Source organism: Brevundimonas sp., assembly GCF_041648115.1.
In the GTDB taxonomy this organism is placed as follows: Bacteria; Pseudomonadota; Alphaproteobacteria; order Caulobacterales; family Caulobacteraceae; genus Brevundimonas.
Window position 1 is genome coordinate 46,326 of sequence record NZ_JBAZPR010000006.1, and the last position, 18,141, is coordinate 64,466.

Here is an 18,141-nt window from a genome sequence, read left to right on the forward strand (position 1 = left end):
ACAAACCTTGCCAAGCGCCCACTCTCTTGAAGAGGAGGCCGACCATGGCGACGATGAACATCTCCCTGCCCGATCCGATGAAGGCCTGGGTCGAGGAACAGGCGAAATCCGGCCGCTACGCCAATACGTCCGACGTGGTGCGCGACTTGATCCGCCGCGAGCAGATCAAGGCCGACAAGATCGCGCACATGCAAAGGCTGATCGATGAAGGCCGGGCCAGCGGCGTGAGCGACATGACCATGGCGGATATTCGCGCCGAAGCCCTTTCTCGCATCGCCGCGCGGCGTAAGGCGGGATGAGCGGCTATAGGCTGTCGAAGGAGGCGAGCGAGGATCTCGTCGCCATCTATATTCAGGGTCACGACCAGTTTGGTCCGCGACAGGCCGACCGCTATCAAGACGAACTCGACGCCTTGTTTCGGCGGCTGGCGGCATCGCCCGGCATGACTCGACTGCGTCTGGAATATGATCCGCCCGTGCGGGCGTTCGCCTTCAAGGCCCATGTCATAATCTATGATCAGGAACCGGACGGGATTCTCATACAGCGCGTTAGGCATGGACACGAAGATTGGCAGGGCGATCCTCACGGATCCAACGACGAACGGAGCGAACCATGACCCACTCCATCCATGTCGGCGTCGGCGGCTGGACGTTTGAGCCGTGGCGCGGGGTCTTCTATCCCGAGGGCCTGATTCAGAAACGCGAGCTGGAATATGCGGCGTCGAAACTGACCTCGATCGAGATCAACGGCACCTATTATTCGACCTTCAAGCCCGATAGCTGGCGCAAATGGCGTGACGAGACGCCGGACGGTTTCGTGTTTTCGGTCAAGGCCAGCCGCTACTGCACCAATCGCAAGATCCTGTCCGAAGGCGGCGAAAGCTTCGACAAATTCCTGTCCCAGGGCCTGACCGAATTGGGCGACAAGCTGGGGCCCATCAACTGGCAGTTCATGGGGACGAAGAAGTTCGACGCCGAGGACTTCGAAGGCTTTCTGAAGCTGTTGCCCAAGGAAAAAGACGGGGTCCGCCTGCGTCATGCGCTGGAGGTCAGGAACCCCACCTTCGCTGTCGAACAGTTCTACGACCTGGCCCGCAAATACGGCGCGGCAATCGTCTATGCCGTCGATGACGAGGAGCCGACCTGGCCCCAGATCGACGAGGCGACCGCTGACTTTACCTACGCCCGGCTGATGTCCAGCCGCGAGGACGAGCCGACCGGCATGACGGCGGTCGAGCTGGATGCGGTGGCGGATCAGGCCAAAAACTGGGCGAAACGCGGCGAGGTGTTCGCCTATTTCATCTCGGGCGCGAAGGCGCGGAACCCGGCGGCGGCTCAGGCGCTGATCGGCAAGCTGAAATAGCCGTCCGCATGCTTGCGGACCTGCGCCCGCCGCCTCATCTGAGGCTGGCTCACTGCAAAGCCTGAAGGACTTTCCCATGCCGATCGCCACACGCGCCTTCGCCGCGACCGCCGCCGACAAGCCGCTGACGCCCTATAGTTTCGACCGTCGCGATCCCGGCCCGGACGACGTGCTGATCGACGTCAAATACTGCGGCGTCTGCCATTCGGACCTTCATGCCGCGCGCAGCGAGAGCGGCCGTTCGACCTATCCGCTGGTGCCGGGTCACGAGATCGCCGGCCTGGTGAAGGCCGTCGGGTCGAACGTCACCCGCTTCAAGGAAGGCGACCGGGTCGGCGTCGGCTGCATGGTCGACAGCTGCCGCGAATGCGCCTCGTGCCAGGAAGGCGTCGAGCAATATTGCGTCCCCGGCTTCACCGGCACCTACGGCGGCAAGGACAAGAAGGGCGGGACCAGCGAGACGATCACCCAGGGCGGCTATTCCGACCACATCACCGTCGATCAGCATTTCGTCCTGTCCATCCCCGACAGCCTGGCGCTGGATGTCGCCGCCCCCCTGCTGTGCGCCGGCATCACCACCTATTCGCCGCTGAAGGAATGGGGTGTCGGACCGGGTTCCAAGGTGGCGGTCATCGGCCTGGGCGGCCTGGGCCATATGGCGGTCAAGCTGGCGGCGGCCATGGGGGCGGAGGTCACCGTCCTGTCCACCTCGGACCGCAAGAAGGCGGACGCCGAGCGGATGGGCGCCAAACACTTCCTGATCAACTCCGACAAGGACGCGATGAAGGCGGCGGCCGAAAAGTTCGACCTGATCATCAACACCGTCTCGGCCACGCACGAGATCGCCAGCCACGTCCAGCTTCTGGCGCGTGACGGCACCATGATCATGCTGGGCCTGACGACCGAGGGCCTGCCGGTCTTCGCCCTGCCGCTGCTGTGGCGTCGTCGCCGCATCGCCGGTTCGCTGATCGGCGGCATCAAGGAGACGCAGGAGATGCTGGACTTCTGCGCCAAGCACGGCATCGCCTGCGACATCGAGACCATCGCCCCGGACCAGATCAACGACGCCTATGAGCGGATGCTGAAATCCGACGTGCGCTATCGCTTCGTGATCGACATGGAAAAGCTGGCGGCCTGATCCCTGAAAAACGCGACGGAAGCATGAAACTTCCGTCGCGTCAGATTCACGCCTTGCGCGGTTTCGCTCCCTCGTTAATCCTGAACCCCGACAAGGCCTTCCAAGGGCCTGGATAGGGACAGGAGACGATATGACGCGCGTAGCTTTCGTGACGGGCGGGACCCGGGGCATCGGCAAGGCCATCGTTCAGCGGCTCAGCGAGGACGGTTTCAAGGTCGCCGCAGGCTATTCCGGCAATGACGAGGCCGCCCAGGCCACGGCCAAGGCGCTGGGCGTCATGGTGGTCAAGGGCAATGTCGGCAGCTTCGACGACTGCGCCCGCGCGGTGCAGGAGGTCGAGGCCGAACTGGGCCCCATCGACATCCTGGTCAACAACGCCGGCATCACCCGCGACGGCTTCTTCCACAAGATGAGCCACGACCAGTGGTCCGACGTGATCCGCGTCAACATGGACAGCGTGTTCAACATGACGCGACAGGTCATCAACGGCATGCGCGACCGGGGCCACGGCCGGATCGTCAACATCTCCTCGATCAACGGCCAGAAGGGTCAGATCGGCCAGACCAACTATTCCGCCGCCAAGGCTGGCATGATCGGCTTCACCAAGGCGCTGGCGCTGGAGAATGCGCGCAAGGGCGTGACCGTGAACTGTATCGCGCCCGGCTATATCGACACCGAAATGGTCGGCGCCATGGATCCCAAGGTGCTGGAAGGCATCATCAGCCACATCCCCGTCGGCCGCCTGGGCAAGGGCGAGGAGATCGCCGACATGGTGTCCTGGCTGGTGGGGGAGCGTGCCGGATATGTCACAGGCTGCACACTCTCGTTGAACGGCGGTCAGTACCTGGTGGGTTGAGGGGCCTTCGCCCAAAATCCGCCGCGCGGCGCTTTCATCAAGTCTCTCATGAAGTTGTTGGGATCGGTCACGGCGAAAAAATCGCCACGCGTGACTGCGATGGCGGTCGCCGCCATCGCAGTCATCGGCTTCAGCCTGACCGCGCCTGCCGTTTCCCACGCCCAATCCGGCCGTTCGGTTCCGCCGACGGCCCGCTATGTCGCCAGCAACGGCCAGGGCTTCATCCTGGACACCTCGGGGTCACGCGCCCTGTTGCGGTTCGAGCGGTCGACCGAGGTCTGGGTCCTGCGCGCCACGCCCGCGCCGCGCGGCGACATCATCTATCGCAACGACAACGGCGATCAGGTGCTGAAGGTCACGCCGAACGGGGCCGTGACCCTGTATACGACCGCCGCGCCCCAGGGCTCGCCTGCCTCGCGCGCCGGCGATGCGCAAGGCCTGGCCAATGCGGCCATGACCGGCGCCCAGCTGGTCGACTATTTCATGCGCCAGAGCTATCGTGCCAGCCATGCGATGGGGCGGCTGATCGTCATCGACGTGGACATCCAGCCCGGCTCGGAACAGGTCGCCGCCGACACTGTCTCGGCCGCCAGCGACGCCATCGTGCGCATGGCGCGGTCGTCCAACCTGCGGTCTCAGGTCGAGCGGGTCCGCCGCGTCGTGGTGTCCGATCAGGGCCGTCCGTCGGTCACCCTGGTCCAGGGCACCTTGCGGATCGTCATCGACGCCGACGCCGGCATCGCCGGACGCCCGTCGTCGGCCCGGATCGTGCGGGTCGTGGGCGGCGAGGCGCTGAATCGCTGAATTCTACTTTGGGTTCGGCGGAGGCGGGCCGATGAAAACCATTGGCGCGATTCAAGAAGGGGTTCATCACAGCGATCACGACGAGGTCACGACGAACACGACGGAGCCTTGCCGGTTCGGAAAATCTTGATGGCCTGCGGCGCAGCGTAGCCGCAGTGTCAGCGACGGCCTGGCCATGAGGTCGGGCAGCAGACGCGCGTTCGGCGCCGTCGTGATCGTTGTGACCTCGTCGTGACCGTTGTGATGAACGCCTTCGCCAGCGCCTCTAAAAAACGTCCTTGCCCGCCCGGCGCGCGGCGAACTGAGCCGCATCCGTCGCGGTCATGAACGGGTTGAACCGCTTCTCCACCCCTATCGTCGTCGGCACGGTCGGTTCGCCCCGGTCCCGCGCGGCGAATATCGCCTCGGCATGCGACAGGGTTTCGGGCCTATCGTCCAGGCTCAGGGTGAAGCGGGCGTTGGACGCCGTATATTCGTGCGCGCACCAGATCACGGTCTGATCGGGCCAGGCCTTCAGCCGTTGCAGACTGTCGAACATCTGCTCGGGCGTACCTTCGAACAGACGGCCGCAGCCCAGGGCGAACAGGGTGTCGCCGGTGAATGCCAGGGCATCCGCCGGCGCATGAAACACCACATGGCCCAGGGTGTGGCCGGGCGTCAGGGTGACCTCGAACCGCGTATCGCCCACCATCACCACGTCGCCGTCGGCGACCACCCGGTCCAGCGGCGCGACCTTGCGCACCTCCTCCGGCCCGACGATCTCGCAGCCCATCTCGGCCTTCAACCGTTCATTGCCCTCGGTATGATCCGGGTGCCAATGGGTGTTCAGGATCAGGTCCAGCCGGCCCCAGCCCAGGCCTTCCAGCTCCTCCAGAATCCGCGCCGCATCGGGCGTATCAACCGCCGCCACCACGCCCGTCGCGGCGTCGCGGATCAGGAAGCCGTAGTTGTCGCTGCGGCAGGGGAACAGATGCACATCCAGGGTCATGCCGCCATCCTAGCAGCAGGGCCGCCGACAGGCCTATAGTGCGCCCATGCGGCGCAGCATCGACGAGCTTCGAACCTTCTACGGCGAACCGACCGGCGCCCTGGCGCGGCGTCTGGTGGCGCGACGGCTGGACGACGCCTGGGGCGAGGCGGCCGATTGCGACGTGCTGGGCATCGGCTATGCGACGCCGTGGCTGGACGCCTTCGTCGGCGCCCGACGCGTGGTCGCGGCCATGCCGGGCGGCCAGGGGGTCGAGCACTGGCCCTCGGTCGGGCGCAACCGCACCCTGCTGGTGGACGACCGCCGCCTGCCCTTCCCCGCCGGATCTTTCGACCGCATCCTGCTGGTCCATGCGCTGGAGGAGGCGGACGATCCCGCCGCCCTGCTGCTGGAGGCGGTGCGGGCGCTGGCGCCGACCGGGCGGATCATCCTGGCGGCGGCGGCGCGCGGCGGCCTGTGGGCGCGGGCCGACAACACCCCCTTTGGCCACGGTCGGCCCTTCACCCGACGCCAGCTGGAAGGGCTGGTGCGCGACGTGGGGCTGGAGCCCATGGCCTGGTCCCAGACGCTGTATGCGCCGCCCTGGGCGCCGATGCTGGCCTTGGCGGACGGGTTCGAACAGGTGGGCCGCCATGTGTTTCCCGGCGCCGCCGGCCTTATCCTGCTGGAGGCCTCGCGCCAGAACTATGCCCGCATCCGGCCCAGCGGCCATGCTCAGCGTGTCGCCGCCCCGGCCTTGACGCCCCAGCCAGCCGCCTCGCTTTCGTCGCGACGAAAGCCGCACACCTGACGCGGAGTTGACCCTCGCCCCATCTGGTCGGCGAGGCGAAACCGCCTTATGGCGAAGATCATGCACCGACTGATCCTGATGCGGCACGCCCAGGCCGAAACCTCCGCCCCTTCCGGCGGCGGCGACGAGGCCCGCCCCCTGTCCGCCGCCGGCCGCGCCGAGGCCCTGCTGATGGCGCGCACCCTGGCCGAACGGGGGCTGAAGCCCGACCTGGCTCTGGTCTCCAGCGCCGTGCGCACCCGCCAGACCTGGGATCAGATGCACGACGCCTTCGGCGACGTCGAAGTGCGCGACGAGGCCGCCCTGTACAACGCCGGCTCGGACGTGATCCGCCGCTTCGTCGAAAACAGCGAGGACGAGGCCGGCTGCCTGCTGATCCTGGCCCACAATCCGGGCGTCCATGTGCTGGCCGCCGAATATCTGATCGAGAGCGCCGCCTCGCCGGCTGTGGTGGACAAGCTGTCGGGGGGCTTTCCCACCGGCGCAGCCGCCCTGTTCACCGTCGATGTGGCGGGCCGCTGCACCTACGAAGGTTTCCTGACGCCGCGGTCGCTGGGCGCGCCGTCAGCATGAGCGACATAGCCTACAAGATCGTCGACGCCGCCGAATGGCGCGCCGCCGTCGCCGAGGGCCGGTATGACGGCGCGCCTGTCGATCTCGCTGACGGCTACATCCACATGTCCACCGAGGCGCAACTGGCCGAGACCGCACGGCGTCACTTCGCCGGTCGCGGCGACCTGCTGTTGCTGACGGTCGATCTGAGCCGGTTCGGCGACGACCTGATCTGGGAGCTGTCGCGTGGCGGCGACCTGTTCCCACACCTCTATTCGCCCCTGCCTGTCGCCGCCGTCACGGCGTCGCGCGCTCTGTCCGTCACGGCCGACGGCGAGACGGCGTTCGAGGACGACAAATGAGTCTGGCGAATGTAGGCACCGTCCTGTTGCGACGGCTGGACCCGGAACAGGCGCACCAGTTGGCGATCAAGGGGCTGGCTTTGGCTCCCCTGCCCGCGCCGCCCGCCGACGATCCGATCCTGCACACGCGTCTGGCGGGTCTGGACCTGCCCAATCCGGTCGGTCTGGCGGCGGGGCTGGACAAGAACGGCGAGGCCCTGCGCGGCCTGTCGCGCCTGGGCTTCGGCTTCGTCGAATGCGGCTCGGTCACCCCGCGCGCCCAGGCCGGCAATCCCAAGCCCCGCCTGTTCCGCCTGACCGAAGACCGGGCCATCATCAACCGGATGGGGTTCAACAACGCCGGGCTGGACGCCTTCGCCGCCCGGTTGGATCGCCGTCCGTCGGGCGTGGTCATCGGCGCCAATCTGGGGGCCAACAAGGACACCGAGGACAAGGCGGCCGACTATGTCGCCGGCCTGACGAAACTGGCGGGTCGCGCCTCCTATTTCACCGTCAACATCTCCTCGCCCAATACGCCGGGCCTGCGCGCGCTTCAGGGCCGCGAGCAACTGGACGACCTGCTGGGTCGCATCGACGCCGCTCGCCCGACGGCCGGCCCCGACCGCGTGCCGGTCTTCCTTAAGATCGCGCCCGACCTGATCGCCGACGAGATCGGCATGATCGTCGAGGCCTCGCTGGCGCACCGGATCGACGGCCTGATCGTGTCCAACACCACGCTGGAACGCCCTGAGACCCTGCGGTCGCCCGACGCGCACGAGACCGGCGGACTGTCCGGCGCCCCTATCCGTCCCTTTGCGGAGAAGGCCCTGCGCGCGGCGGCCGAGGCGGCGGGCGGCCGCCTGCCCCTGATCGCGGTCGGCGGCATCGACAGCGGCGCCGAGGCCTATGCCCGCATCCGCCTGGGCGCCACGGCGGTCCAGATCTATTCCGCCCTGATCTACGAGGGGCCGGGCCTGGTCACCCGTATCAAGCGCGACCTGGCCGCCCGTCTTCACGCCGACGGTTTTTCCACAGCAACCGAAGCGGTCGCTTCCGGCCGTTGACGGAGCGTTAGGCTCGACCGGCATACTCTCGCCGATGCGAACGACCGGCGTTCGCCATTCGAGGGCCTGCATGAAATCGACCGTCGTCGATAAGGCTGAAAACGGCTGGGCCGCCGCCGTACGCCTGCGTCGTGGCGCGCTGCTGCAACGCATCGCATCGAGCTGGGCGGTCGCCCTTGTCGTCACGCCGATGGTGGGCGTCTGGTTCAGCCTGAGCTGGGCGGTGCTGTATATGGCCGTCCAGGGCGTCGAACTGGTGGTCTTCGGTCCGGTCACGCGCGGCGACAGGGACGAGATGTCCACGGCGCGCAAGGTCGCCGGCTGCATCGCACTCGCAGTCAGCGCCACGGTGTTCGGCGGCCTGTCCCTGGTGATGTGGCAGATCGGCGGCCCTCTGGGCGGGGTCTGCGCGGCCCTGATGCTGCCGGCCATCATGCTGTCGTCCATGACGACCGCCGCGCGTTGCCAGCCGATGATGATCGCCAGCCTGGCGCCGCAGCTGCTCTATCTGATGGCCACCCCCTTCTTCGCCTATTCGTTCGGCGCGCCCGCACCGCTGGTGATGACGGCGGCGGCGACGGTGGTCCTGTACGCCTTCTACGTCGTCGTCACCTGGCAACGGATGAGCGACGCCACGACCGATCTGATCCGCGCCCATGCCGAGGCCCAGGACCTGCGCCTCACGGCCGAACGCAGCCTGGCCGATCACACCGCCTTCCTGGCCGCCGTCGGTCACGACCTGCGCACGCCCATCGGCGCCATCCTGACCGGCGCCGCCGAACTGCGCGCGCCCGACGCCCAGTCTCGCGCCAGCGCCAACCTGATCACCGACGCCGGTCTGATGATGAAGGCCCTGCTGGACGACCTGCTGGACCACAGCCGCATCGGCGCGGGCCGCATGACGGTCGAGGCCAACGACTTCGACCTGCGTCAGATGCTGGCCCAGACGCTTCGACTGTGGCGCGGCCCGGCCGACGCCAAGGGCCTGAGGCTGCGTGTCGAGGGCGCGAACGGCGTCCCCCGCCAGGTCAAGGGCGACGTGATGCGCATCCGTCAGGTGCTCAACAACCTGATGTCGAACGCGATGAAGTTCACCGAAGAAGGCCAGATCACCCTGCGGGTCCAGGCCTGGTCCGAGGAACCGTCGGGCTACGCCCTGCTGTTCGAGATCGTCGACACCGGCCCCGGCATGACGACCGACCAGTTGGCGCGCCTGTTCACCCCCTTCGACCAGACGGCCGACGGGGTTACCGCCCGCTATGGCGGCTCGGGCCTGGGCCTGGCGATCAGCCGCAATCTGATCGACCTGATGGGCGGACGCCTGACGGTGCGCAGCACGCCCGGCCAGGGATCGCGCTTCACCGTCTCCCTGATCCTGCCCAAGGGCGAGGACGCCGAGCCGATCGCGGAAATCGTCGAGGAAAGCCGCCTGGACATCGCCCGGTCGCTGCCCCCCTTGGCGCCCGCAGCCCAGGCTGTCGTTGCACCCGCCCACGCACCTGAACTGGCGCCAGCCCCCGCACGCGTCGAAGCGAGGGCCGAGCCGAACGACACGGACGACCAGCCCCTGCGCCTTCTGGTCGTGGACGACCACGACATCAACCGCCGCGCGGTGCAGCTGATCCTTCAGCCGCTGGGCTGCGAGATCACCACCGCCGCCGATGGCCTGATCGCCTTGCAGCGCTGCGAGGAAGCCGTCTTCGACGTCATATTCATGGATGTGCGCATGCCCGAACTAGACGGGCGCGAGACCACGCGTCGCCTGCGCGCCGGCGGCGGACCCAACGCCCGCACGCCCGTCGTCGCCGTCACCGCCGACACCGCGCCCGAGGATGTCGCGGCCTGTCAGGCGGCCGGCATGGCCTATTTCGTCTCCAAGCCCCTGACGCCCACGGCGCTGATCGGCTCCCTGCAACACGTCCTGGACGAGACCGCCGCTCAGGCCCGGACCGAGGCCGCCTGATCCCTGACGGCGGCGACCAGGGTCGCGGCGAAATCCGGCCCACGCATCTCGCATTCCCACACCGTCACCACGCGCCAGCCTGACGCCTCCAGCGCCTGAACGGCGGCGGCGTCGCGGGCGCGATTGCGGGCGATCTTGGCGATCCAGTAGTCGGCGTTGGTCTTGGGCTGGCGCGCGCCGCGCGCACAGTCGTGGCCGTGCCAGAAACAGCCGTGGACGAACACGGCGACCCGGCGGCCCTTCATCACGACATCCGGCCGACCGGGCAGACCCATACCGCCCAGCCGATAACCGATCCCGGCCGCGCGCAGGATCCTGCGCACGGCCAGCTCCGGCGACGTGTCCTTGCCCTTCACGCGATGCATCACGGCGCTGCGCTTCTCGGGGCTGAACACATCGCTCATTACTTGCGTCGATCCAGGCTCAAGTAGCAAAGCGATAGCCTGGATCGACCCCCATCAGAGCTGCGCGAGCAGATGCTCGGCCGAGGAGACCTTGAACTCGCCGCCCTGTTCGATGTTCAACTGCTCGACCACGCCGTCCTTGACCAGCATCGAATAGCGTTGCGAACGCTCGCCAAGACCGAAGCCCGAACCGTCCAGCACCAGGCCCAGGGCCTTGGTCAGTTCGCCGTTGCCGTCGGCCAGCATGACGATGCTGTCTTCGGTGATGTCCTGGCTGTCGGCCCAGGCCTTCATGACGAAGGCGTCGTTGACCGAGATGCAGGCGACCGTATCGACGCCCTTGCCCTGGATGTCGGACAGGTGATCCTTGAAGCCTGGCAGGTGGCGTGCCGAGCAGGTCGGGGTGAAGGCGCCGGGCACGGCGAACAGGGCCACGGTCTTGCCCGCGAAGATGTCGGCGGTGCTGACGGGCTTGGGCCCTTCGGCGGTCGCCTGGGCGAGGGTCGCGTTCGGGATGCGATCGCCGATCTGGATGGTCATGATTGTCTCGCTGAGGTTGGGGCTGACGGGGTTCTAGACGCCGTCAGCGACACATAGAGAGCGCCGCCGGGACCGCAAGCGTCCGCTCGACTTGCAAGCGCCGCTTTCGCGACCGATGATCGGATCATGAGCCAAGCCTCCACCCTGACCGGCCGCCTGCTGGTCGCCATGCCCGGCATCGACGACCCCCGGTTCGAACACGCCGTCATCCTGATTTGCGCCCACGGGCCGGATCACGCCATGGGCCTGCGGCTGGACCACCCGGCGCCGGGCGTGGATCTGAAGACGGTTCTAGACAAGCTGGAGGCTCCGGCCCCGGACCAGTCGATCGGCCGTGCGGTCCTGATGGGCGGGCCGGTCGAGCGCGAGCGCGGCTTCGTGCTGCACACCGACGACTGGATGATAGGGGACGACAGCCTGCCCTTCGGCGACGGCCTGGCCATGACCGGCACGCGCGAGGCCCTGGCCGCCATGACCGACGCGGTCTCGGGGCCAAGCCGTTCGGCGCTGCTGCTGGGCTATGCCGGCTGGGGCGAGGGGCAGTTGGAGGGAGAGTTGGCCGAGAACGTCTGGCTGACCGCCGACGCCGATCTCGATCTGATCTTCGACGGCGAACACACGTCGAAATGGACCCGCGCCTTGGCCCAGATGGGCGTGGACGCGGCCATGTTGTCCAGTCAGGGCGGCAGAGCCTGAGCTCAGCCGCCCCATTTTTAGGACCTAGAAGCGGTAGTTCATGCCGATGCGGAACATGTGGGTTCCGAACTTGCCGTTGCTCCGGATCATGTCGGTGCCCGTCGTGTTCGGGGCCGAGATGAAGGGGTTGGCAACCGGGGTCGTGCCATTGTTGCCGACGCGGATCACCGGGCTTTCGACGTCCAGCGAGGTGTACAGGTATTCGCCGTTGACCGTCAGGCCGCGACCCAGCGCGTATTCCACGCCGCCGCCGGCCTGCCAGCCGTCACCGTCGTCGCCTTCGCTGGTTTCGGTGAAGCTGTTGGCCTGGTTCGAGGTGCGGAACTTGTTCTCGAACTTGCCATAGGCGTAACCGCCGGTGCCGTAGATCAGGGCCGGGCCATAGGCGTAGCCCAGTTTGAGACGGGCGGCCGCCGTGCTCTCCAGTTCGCGCGTGAAGGTGTAGAAGGCCGGGGTGGTCGAGAAGCCCGTCACCGAGTCCTGCACATTGTTGACGCTGTATTCCGCCAAGGCGCCGACGACGAAGTTGCCGAACTGCATGTCGTAGCCGGCGCGGACGCCCGCTTCGACGCCGTCGTTGTCGTCACGGCAGCCGGTGCCGGGCGCAGTGCTGGTCGCCATGCCGCCGCAGAAGCCGGGGCTGAAGGCGTTGGCGCCGAGGGCGGTCGAAACCTGATCGCCGTAGCGGCCATCCAGATTGCGGTCGAAGCCGAGGTTTTCGTCGCCGTCGTCGTTCGACTGGTTGTAACCGCCGAAGATGCCGACGTAGGGGCCGGACCAGTCAGGGGCGACCGATTGCGCCAGGGCGGGGGTGGAGACCATGGCCAGCGCCAGGGCGCTGGATGCGAGAGTCTTGATCATTGGGGAGGCTTTCGTGCCAAAAGTGCGGGCGCGATATCCCCGCTCGCCGTCACAAAAGCCGAACGCGGCCACAGGTTCCCTGACGTCGCATCGCTAAATGTCGCACATCCAAACGCTTAATCTGGACGTATGGGGGCCTAACGCGTCGCCATCGACACCAGCAGCGCCAGCAACAGCAGCAGGCTGACCCCCTGCCAGAACCGCACCGGATCGCGCTCGATCAGGGACAGCTGGCGCGGTGGCGGGGCGGCGACGGCGCTGCCGGTTTCCAGCACGTGGATCAGCTCCTCCACATCCTCGAACCGCTCGTTTGGATCGACGGCGACGGCGCGCATGATGGCCGCCTCCAGCCAGGCGGGCATGTCCGGCCGATGCCGCGTCGGCGGAACGGGCGCCCGGTCGAAGCGCGGCGCATCGGCCGGATCGACCTCGCCCCACGGATAGGTGCGGGTGAACAGCCGATACAGCGTCACCCCCAGGGCGAACTGGTCGGTGGCGGCGTTGCCGCTCTCGCCCGCATACATCTCGGGCGCCTTGTAGCCGGCGGTGCCCGGCGCCTCGGCCTCTGCGAACTCCTCGGCCAGCCGCAGACGCGCCACCCCCAGATCGACCAGCTTCAGCCCGTCGTTGGTCTCCAGGATCACATTGTCCGGCTTGATGTCGCGGTGGGTCACCCCTGCCCGGTGCAGGGCCGACACCGCGCGCGACAGACGCAGGGCCACGCCGATCCCCTCTGCGATCTCGAACGGCCCCTCCTCCGCCAGCCGCGCGTGCAGGGTCTGACCGGCATAAAATGGCTGGGCGATATAGAGCCGGCTCTGGCGGCCGGCATCCAGGCTCAGCACCTTGCCGACGAAGGGGCTGTCTATGCGCCGGCCGATGAAGGCCTCGCGCAGGAAGGCGGTGCGCGCGCCATGCTCGGACACCACGGCGGGCTTGGGGAACTTCAGCACCACCATGCTCCCGTCGCCCAGCGTGTCCTTACCCAAGAACAGCCGCGTATAGCGCCCGTCCGCGACCAGCCGCTGCAAGGCGAAGCCGTCGACATTGTCGCCCACGGCGGGCGGCGGCAGGATGGCCAGCCCTTCCGCCTCGGCCGTGATCGCTTCCCAGTCGGGCGCGCCGGTGCGAACCACGTCGATGACGATGGCGGTGGCGTTGTCGCGCGCGCCCGCCGCCTCGACCTCGGCCAGGATCGCCTTGGCGTCCGCATCGGGCGAACTGCGTCGTCCCAGCAGGCCCGCGATCACCGCATCGGCCAGCACCCCATGCACCCCGTCGGTGGTCAGCAGCAGCCGGTCGTGCGGCTCCAGCCGCAGCTGACGCACGTCCAGCTTCACGTCCGCCTCTATGCCCACGGCGCGGTACAGCACATGGCTGAGCCCCTGCTGAGAACGCGTATGATCCTCCGTCAGCCGCGTCAGAACGCCGTCGCGGAAATGCCAGGCCCGGCTGTCGCCCACATGAAGCGCCGTCGCCTCGCGCCCGCGCAGGATGACCGCCGTGAATGTGGTCGCCGCCCCCTCCATCGCCGGATCGATCCTGCCGCGCGAATGGAGCCAGCGGTTGAAGCCCCTCAGCGCCTTGATCCCGTTGGCGGCGATGCCGTTCAGCGGGTTTTGGTCCAGATAGCCGTCGATGAAGCTGCGCGTCGTCAGCTCCGCCGCCATCCGCCCGGCCTTGGACCCCGACACCCCGTCGGCGATCACCGCCACGACCCCATGCTCGCGCTGCTCGGCCGCCGTGCCGATATGGACGCCGCCGAAATCCTGATTGTCCGCCTTGGGCCCCTGCAAGGTCGCAAAGCCGGCGGCGATCTCCAGTCTGGCGTCGGTCATGGCGGCTCCCCCGATCCGTCATCCTCGCCCTTGTGGCGAGGATCCAGACTCCCGGCGTCGGCCGGGGCTCACCGTCCGCGACGGAGTCTATGGATCCTAGGCACAAGGCCCAGGATGACGAAACCTGGAAAGTTAATTCTACGCCGACCGCTGCTTCAACGGCGCGGTCCCGTCGGCCAGGCTCTCGGCTAAATAGACTTCGGCCTCCTGAGCCGGCAACGCAGGCGCATAGCCGAAGCCTTGGCCGTAGTGGCATTGGGCGTCCAGCAGCAGGCGGGCCAGTTCGGCGTTCTCGACGCCTTCGGCGACGACTTCCAGCGACAGGTCGCGGCCCAGGTTGACCACCGACTTGACGATCTTGGCCGAGCCTTCGTCCTTATTCATCGTCAGCACGAAATAGCGGTCGATCTTCAGCGTATCGAACGGCAGGCGCGCCAGATAGGACAGCGACGAGAAGCCGGTGCCGAAGTCGTCCAGCGCCAGCGACGCCCCGACATCCTTCAGCGATTGCAGCACCTCGGCGGCGTGCGCGGTGTCGCGCATGATGTCGCCCTCGGTGACCTCCAGCTTCAGCGCGCCCTTGGGCAGGCCGGTTTCCTTGATGATGCGCGCCACGTCTTCGCACAGGTGCGGGCGTTCGATCTCGCCGACCGACAGGTTGACGCTGCAGAACATCTTGCCCGCCAGCGGATGGCGTTCGATCCATTCGGCCAGTTGCCGCGCCGACTGGGTCATCATCAGCAGGCCCAGGTCGTTCATCATCCCCAGATCGGCGGTCAGGCCCAGAAACTCGTCCGGCGGCACCAAGCCACGGCGCGGGTGACGCCAGCGCGCCAGGGCCTCGAAGCCCGCCACCGCCCCGGTGTTCAGGTTCACGATGGGCTGGAAGAAGGGCACGATCTCGCCGCGCACGAAGGCGTTCCTGAGGTCCGCCTCCAGCGCCAGACGGCTGAGGCTGTCGCTCTCCAGCGCCCGGCCATAGGCGGCCGATCCGCCGCGCCCGGCGCCCTTGGCCGATTCCACCGCCAGCTCGACCCGGCGCAACAGTTCGGCGGCGTCGGGCGCATCCGGCCCGCCCTCCACCATCACCGCCCCGATGGAGACGGTCGGATAGATGTCGAAGCCCGCCACCCGCAGCGGCTGCTCCAGCGCGTCACGCACGCGATAGCTGGTGTGCGAGGCGGTCTTGGGCACGATGATGGCGAACTCGTCCTCGCCGATCCGCGCCGCCGAGGCGTCCTTGTTGAAGGCGGCGGCCAGGCGCGAGCCCAGAGCCGACAACACCAGGTCGGTCCGCTCATGCCCCAGCGCCTCGTTCAGGCGCCTCAACCGGTCCACGTCGCCGACCACGATCTCGTATTCGCCCGGCTGGGTCAGAACCTCGCCCACGCGCGCAATGAAGGCGCGACGGTCCAGCAGGCCTGTCAGAGTATCGCGATCCGATCCGGCGAACTTGGTCTCCAGCGCCACGACGCCGGCGGCGCGCAGTCCGTCCTCCAGCCAGACGCCGCGCCACAGGCAGGTCTCGGACCCGCGCATCCGCAGGCGTACGGCGACCTCGGCCCCCTCGTCCTGGGGCTTCAGCATGCGTTCGGCCAGGCTGCGATCCTGCGGCATGGCCAGGGCCACGAAGCCGGCGGCCGTGCATTCCGGGGCCAGCGGCCCCAGCCCCAGCGACCGCGTCGCGCCGGTGAAGCGCAGCTCGTCCGTCGCCGGCGTCCAGACCCACAGGGCCGTGTCGGCGGCCGCCAACGCCTCGATGGCGGTCGTGGCGTCCCAGGCCAGCGATCGGGATCGTGGTGTCACGCGTCTCGCCCTTCCAGACGGCCCCCGGCCGTCAACGCTCGTCCTCGACCAGGCCGAACAGCAGATGATCTGCCCACTCGCCGTTAATTTTCAAATAAGCGCGAGCCCGACCTTCGTTGCGAAAGCCCGATTTCTCCAGAACCCGACGCGAACCGTGGTTGCTCGGCAGGCAGGCCGCCTCCAGCCGGTGCAGTTTCAGCTTCTCGAACGCATAGCCGACCACCGCCTGCACCGCCGCCGTCGCCACGCCCTGACCGGAATGGGGCTGGCCGACCCAGTAGCCCAGCGTCCCCGTCTCTGCGACGCCGCGCCGCACGTTCGACAGGGTCACCGCCCCCGCCAGGGTCTTGCCGCCGTCCACCAGCACGAAGAAGGGCCAGGCGTGGCCCAGCTCCATCTCGCGCGCATAGATGGACAGCCGGCGCCGGAACGCCGCCTTGGTCAGGTCGTCGTCGGGCCAGGCCGGCTCCCACGGTTGCAGATAGTCGCGTGATCCGTCACGCAGCGTGGACCAGGCGGCATAGTCGCCCGCGCGCGGCGGCCGCAGCAGCACGCCGTCGCCCCGGACCACCGGCCCGGCCACATCGCTCATCCAGTCCAACAGGGCCATGACGCCTCATACAACAGGACGACTGTGGCCTGAACTCACGGTTCCGCCAAGACTGTCGCCGTCAGCTTCAACGCCAGTTCGCGGCCCAGACCGTCGGGCGCGCCCAGCATCGGCGTCAATATTTCACCGATCAGCCCCTCGGCGAACGCCATATAGGCCGCCGTCATGACCAGCGACCGCGCCCGTTCGGCCGCCCGGGGATCGTCGGGCGCCATGGCCGCCAGCCGGTCGGCCAAGTCCCGCACCACCCCGCCGAAGCTTTCCGCCCGCCCCTGTTCGCGCGCCAGGGCCAGCCAGGCCGCCATCTGCGACGCCCCGCCCTTGCCGAAGGCGTCGAAGACGACGGTCATCAACCGATCCGGCTCCACGCCCTCGCGCCCTTCGCCCGATCCTTTGTTCAGGCCGGCCTCGATCCGTTCGGCCAGATCGCGCACCATCGCGTCCATCAGCGCGCCCTGAAGCCCGGCGGCCGAGCCGAAATGGTGGATCAGATTGGCGTGGCCCACGCCCATCCGCTCGCCCACCGCCTTCAGCGTCACCGCCGCCGGGCCGCCGGACAGCAGCAGGTCGCGCGCCGCTTCCAGCGCCTCTTCGCGCGCTACCGCCCCGCGTCGCCGCTTCACCGGACTATTAGTTGACATTGATGTCAGTTAACTCCATATTCCGCTCGAAATCGAGGAGCAGAACCATGGCGAAATCCGCCACCCCCGCCGACCTCCAGATCAAGCCGCGCGACCTGCATATCGACCGCGAGGCCCCGACGCCACGCTGGTGGCTGAACGGCGACCCGTTCGGCACGGCAGTGATGAACGCTCTCAGTCTGACCTTTCCCGACGGCGAGCGGTTCTTCATCCAGTCGGTCAAGCGGTTCGCCAAGGATACGCCCGCGAACCTGGCCGCCGACATCCGCGCCTTCACCGTTCAGGAAGGCGCCCATACGCGCGAACACATGGCCTTCAACGCCATCACCGCCCGCGCCGGCTACGAGACCGCCGAGATCGAGGCCTATGTCACGGCCCGCCTCGACCTCGCCCGCGCCCGCCCGGCAATCGCCCAGCTGGCCGCCACCATGGCGCTGGAGCATTTCACCGCCGCCTTCGCCCATCGGCTTCTGGCCGACCCGGACCTGCTGAAGGGCTCGCCCCCCGACCTGGCCCGCCTGTGGCGCTGGCACTCCATCGAGGAAATCGAACACAAGGGCGTGGCCTATGACGTCTTCCTGCACGCCACCCGCGACCTCAGCCCGCTGAAGCGCTGGCGGTTGCGACGCTGGGCCATGTTCCTGACGACCCTGCTGTTCACCCGAACGGTGCGCGAGACGACCCTGATGCTGCTGAAACAGGACGGCATCGTCGGCTGGAAGGCGCGGTGGGGCCTGTTCCGCTGGCTGTGGCTGAAGCCGGGCCTGTATCGCCGCATGCTCGGGGACTATGTCGCCTTCTACAAACCCGATTTCCACCCGTGGCAGGTGGACGACCGCGACCTGATCGCCGACGCCGAGGCGGGCCTGGCCCAGCCCGCCTGATCC

Annotated in this window: 21 protein-coding genes; 13 read left to right on the top strand and 8 right to left on the bottom strand. The window is 67.8% G+C overall.

Features of this window, described 5'->3' with window-relative positions; translation table 11 throughout:
* Positions 1-44: 44 nt before the first annotated feature.
* The 6 genes from WC597_RS06805 (at position 45) to WC597_RS06830 (ending at position 4,160) form a co-directional block, all read left to right on the top strand.
* Positions 45-299, top strand: coding sequence for a type II toxin-antitoxin system ParD family antitoxin (locus WC597_RS06805; RefSeq protein ID WP_372692576.1), 255 nt, complete (start codon positions 45-47; stop codon positions 297-299).
* Positions 296-616, top strand: a complete 321-nt coding sequence (locus WC597_RS06810; RefSeq protein WP_372692577.1) for a type II toxin-antitoxin system RelE/ParE family toxin — start codon at positions 296-298, stop codon at positions 614-616. The genes WC597_RS06805 and WC597_RS06810 overlap by 4 nt, the downstream gene beginning before the upstream one ends.
* Positions 613-1,362, top strand: coding sequence for a DUF72 domain-containing protein (locus tag WC597_RS06815; RefSeq protein WP_372692578.1), 750 nt, complete (start codon positions 613-615; stop codon positions 1,360-1,362). The genes WC597_RS06810 and WC597_RS06815 overlap by 4 nt, the downstream gene beginning before the upstream one ends.
* Positions 1,363-1,438: 76 nt before the next feature.
* A complete protein-coding gene (locus WC597_RS06820) occupies positions 1,439-2,500 on the top strand; it encodes an NAD(P)-dependent alcohol dehydrogenase (RefSeq protein WP_372692580.1) in 1,062 nt (353 codons plus the stop codon).
* Positions 2,501-2,630: 130 nt separating this feature from the next.
* The gene (gene phbB, locus WC597_RS06825) at positions 2,631-3,356 is read left to right on the top strand and encodes an acetoacetyl-CoA reductase (RefSeq protein ID WP_372692581.1); all 726 of its coding nucleotides are present in this window, start codon (positions 2,631-2,633) and stop codon (positions 3,354-3,356) included.
* Positions 3,357-3,455: 99 nt separating this feature from the next.
* The gene (locus tag WC597_RS06830; RefSeq protein ID WP_372692739.1) at positions 3,456-4,160 is read left to right on the top strand and encodes a DUF4908 domain-containing protein; all 705 of its coding nucleotides are present in this window, start codon (positions 3,456-3,458) and stop codon (positions 4,158-4,160) included.
* Positions 4,161-4,425: 265 nt separating this feature from the next.
* Here the strand turns inward: WC597_RS06830 and gloB are convergent, their stop codons facing one another.
* Positions 4,426-5,148: a hydroxyacylglutathione hydrolase gene (gene gloB / locus WC597_RS06835; protein WP_372692583.1), complete on the bottom strand. Its 723-nt coding sequence runs from the start codon at positions 5,146-5,148 to the stop codon at positions 4,426-4,428.
* Between the two features lie 46 nt (positions 5,149-5,194).
* On the opposite strand from gloB, the gene WC597_RS06840 reads away from it, so the two are divergent.
* The 5 genes from WC597_RS06840 (at position 5,195) to WC597_RS06860 (ending at position 9,858) form a co-directional block, all read left to right on the top strand.
* Positions 5,195-5,938 carry a methyltransferase domain-containing protein gene (locus WC597_RS06840; RefSeq protein ID WP_372692584.1) on the top strand — a complete coding sequence of 248 codons (744 nt, stop codon included), beginning with the start codon at positions 5,195-5,197 and terminating at the stop codon, positions 5,936-5,938.
* A gap of 60 nt (positions 5,939-5,998) precedes the next feature.
* On the top strand, positions 5,999-6,511 hold the full coding sequence (locus WC597_RS06845) for a histidine phosphatase family protein (RefSeq protein ID WP_372692585.1): 513 nt from the start codon (positions 5,999-6,001) through the stop codon (positions 6,509-6,511).
* Complete coding sequence (locus tag WC597_RS06850; protein ID WP_372692586.1) at positions 6,508-6,852, top strand: DUF952 domain-containing protein; 345 nt, start codon at positions 6,508-6,510, stop codon at positions 6,850-6,852. The genes WC597_RS06845 and WC597_RS06850 overlap by 4 nt, the downstream gene beginning before the upstream one ends.
* Complete coding sequence (locus WC597_RS06855) at positions 6,849-7,895, top strand: quinone-dependent dihydroorotate dehydrogenase (protein ID WP_372692587.1); 1,047 nt, start codon at positions 6,849-6,851, stop codon at positions 7,893-7,895. The genes WC597_RS06850 and WC597_RS06855 overlap by 4 nt, the downstream gene beginning before the upstream one ends.
* A gap of 70 nt (positions 7,896-7,965) precedes the next feature.
* Positions 7,966-9,858 (top strand): ATP-binding protein, encoded by a 1,893-nt coding sequence (locus tag WC597_RS06860; RefSeq protein WP_372692588.1) that lies wholly within the window; start codon positions 7,966-7,968, stop codon positions 9,856-9,858.
* On the opposite strand, the gene WC597_RS06865 is transcribed toward WC597_RS06860, so the two are convergent.
* Both WC597_RS06865 and WC597_RS06870 read right to left on the bottom strand, forming a co-directional pair.
* Entirely contained in the window at positions 9,834-10,262 is a 429-nt protein-coding gene (locus WC597_RS06865) for a very short patch repair endonuclease (RefSeq protein WP_372692590.1), read from the bottom strand. The genes WC597_RS06860 and WC597_RS06865 overlap by 25 nt on opposite strands.
* Before the next feature lie 54 nt (positions 10,263-10,316).
* Positions 10,317-10,802 carry a peroxiredoxin gene (locus WC597_RS06870; protein ID WP_372692591.1) on the bottom strand — a complete coding sequence of 162 codons (486 nt, stop codon included), beginning with the start codon at positions 10,800-10,802 and terminating at the stop codon, positions 10,317-10,319.
* Positions 10,803-10,928: 126 nt separating this feature from the next.
* Here WC597_RS06870 and WC597_RS06875 point away from each other — a divergent pair, with 126 nt between their 5' ends.
* Positions 10,929-11,498 carry a YqgE/AlgH family protein gene (locus WC597_RS06875; RefSeq protein ID WP_372692592.1) on the top strand — a complete coding sequence of 190 codons (570 nt, stop codon included), beginning with the start codon at positions 10,929-10,931 and terminating at the stop codon, positions 11,496-11,498.
* A gap of 24 nt (positions 11,499-11,522) precedes the next feature.
* On the opposite strand, the gene WC597_RS06880 is transcribed toward WC597_RS06875, so the two are convergent.
* From WC597_RS06880 to WC597_RS06900, 5 genes are all read right to left on the bottom strand, one after another.
* Positions 11,523-12,359, bottom strand: coding sequence for an outer membrane protein (locus WC597_RS06880; RefSeq protein WP_372692593.1), 837 nt, complete (start codon positions 12,357-12,359; stop codon positions 11,523-11,525).
* 137 nt (positions 12,360-12,496) lie between these two features.
* A complete protein-coding gene (locus tag WC597_RS06885) occupies positions 12,497-14,197 on the bottom strand; it encodes a bifunctional protein-serine/threonine kinase/phosphatase (protein ID WP_372692594.1) in 1,701 nt (566 codons plus the stop codon).
* Positions 14,198-14,335: 138 nt separating this feature from the next.
* Positions 14,336-16,003: a bifunctional diguanylate cyclase/phosphodiesterase gene (locus WC597_RS06890; RefSeq protein ID WP_159846184.1), complete on the bottom strand. Its 1,668-nt coding sequence runs from the start codon at positions 16,001-16,003 to the stop codon at positions 14,336-14,338.
* A 31-nt stretch (positions 16,004-16,034) separates the two neighbouring features.
* Positions 16,035-16,613: a GNAT family N-acetyltransferase gene (locus WC597_RS06895; RefSeq protein ID WP_372692595.1), complete on the bottom strand. Its 579-nt coding sequence runs from the start codon at positions 16,611-16,613 to the stop codon at positions 16,035-16,037.
* Between the two features lie 35 nt (positions 16,614-16,648).
* Positions 16,649-17,254, bottom strand: a complete 606-nt coding sequence (locus WC597_RS06900; protein WP_372692596.1) for a TetR/AcrR family transcriptional regulator — start codon at positions 17,252-17,254, stop codon at positions 16,649-16,651.
* 47 nt (positions 17,255-17,301) lie between these two features.
* Between WC597_RS06900 and WC597_RS06905 the strand changes: the two genes are divergently transcribed.
* The gene (locus tag WC597_RS06905; RefSeq protein ID WP_372692597.1) at positions 17,302-18,138 is read left to right on the top strand and encodes a metal-dependent hydrolase; all 837 of its coding nucleotides are present in this window, start codon (positions 17,302-17,304) and stop codon (positions 18,136-18,138) included.
* The last annotated feature ends 3 nt before the right edge of the window (positions 18,139-18,141 follow it).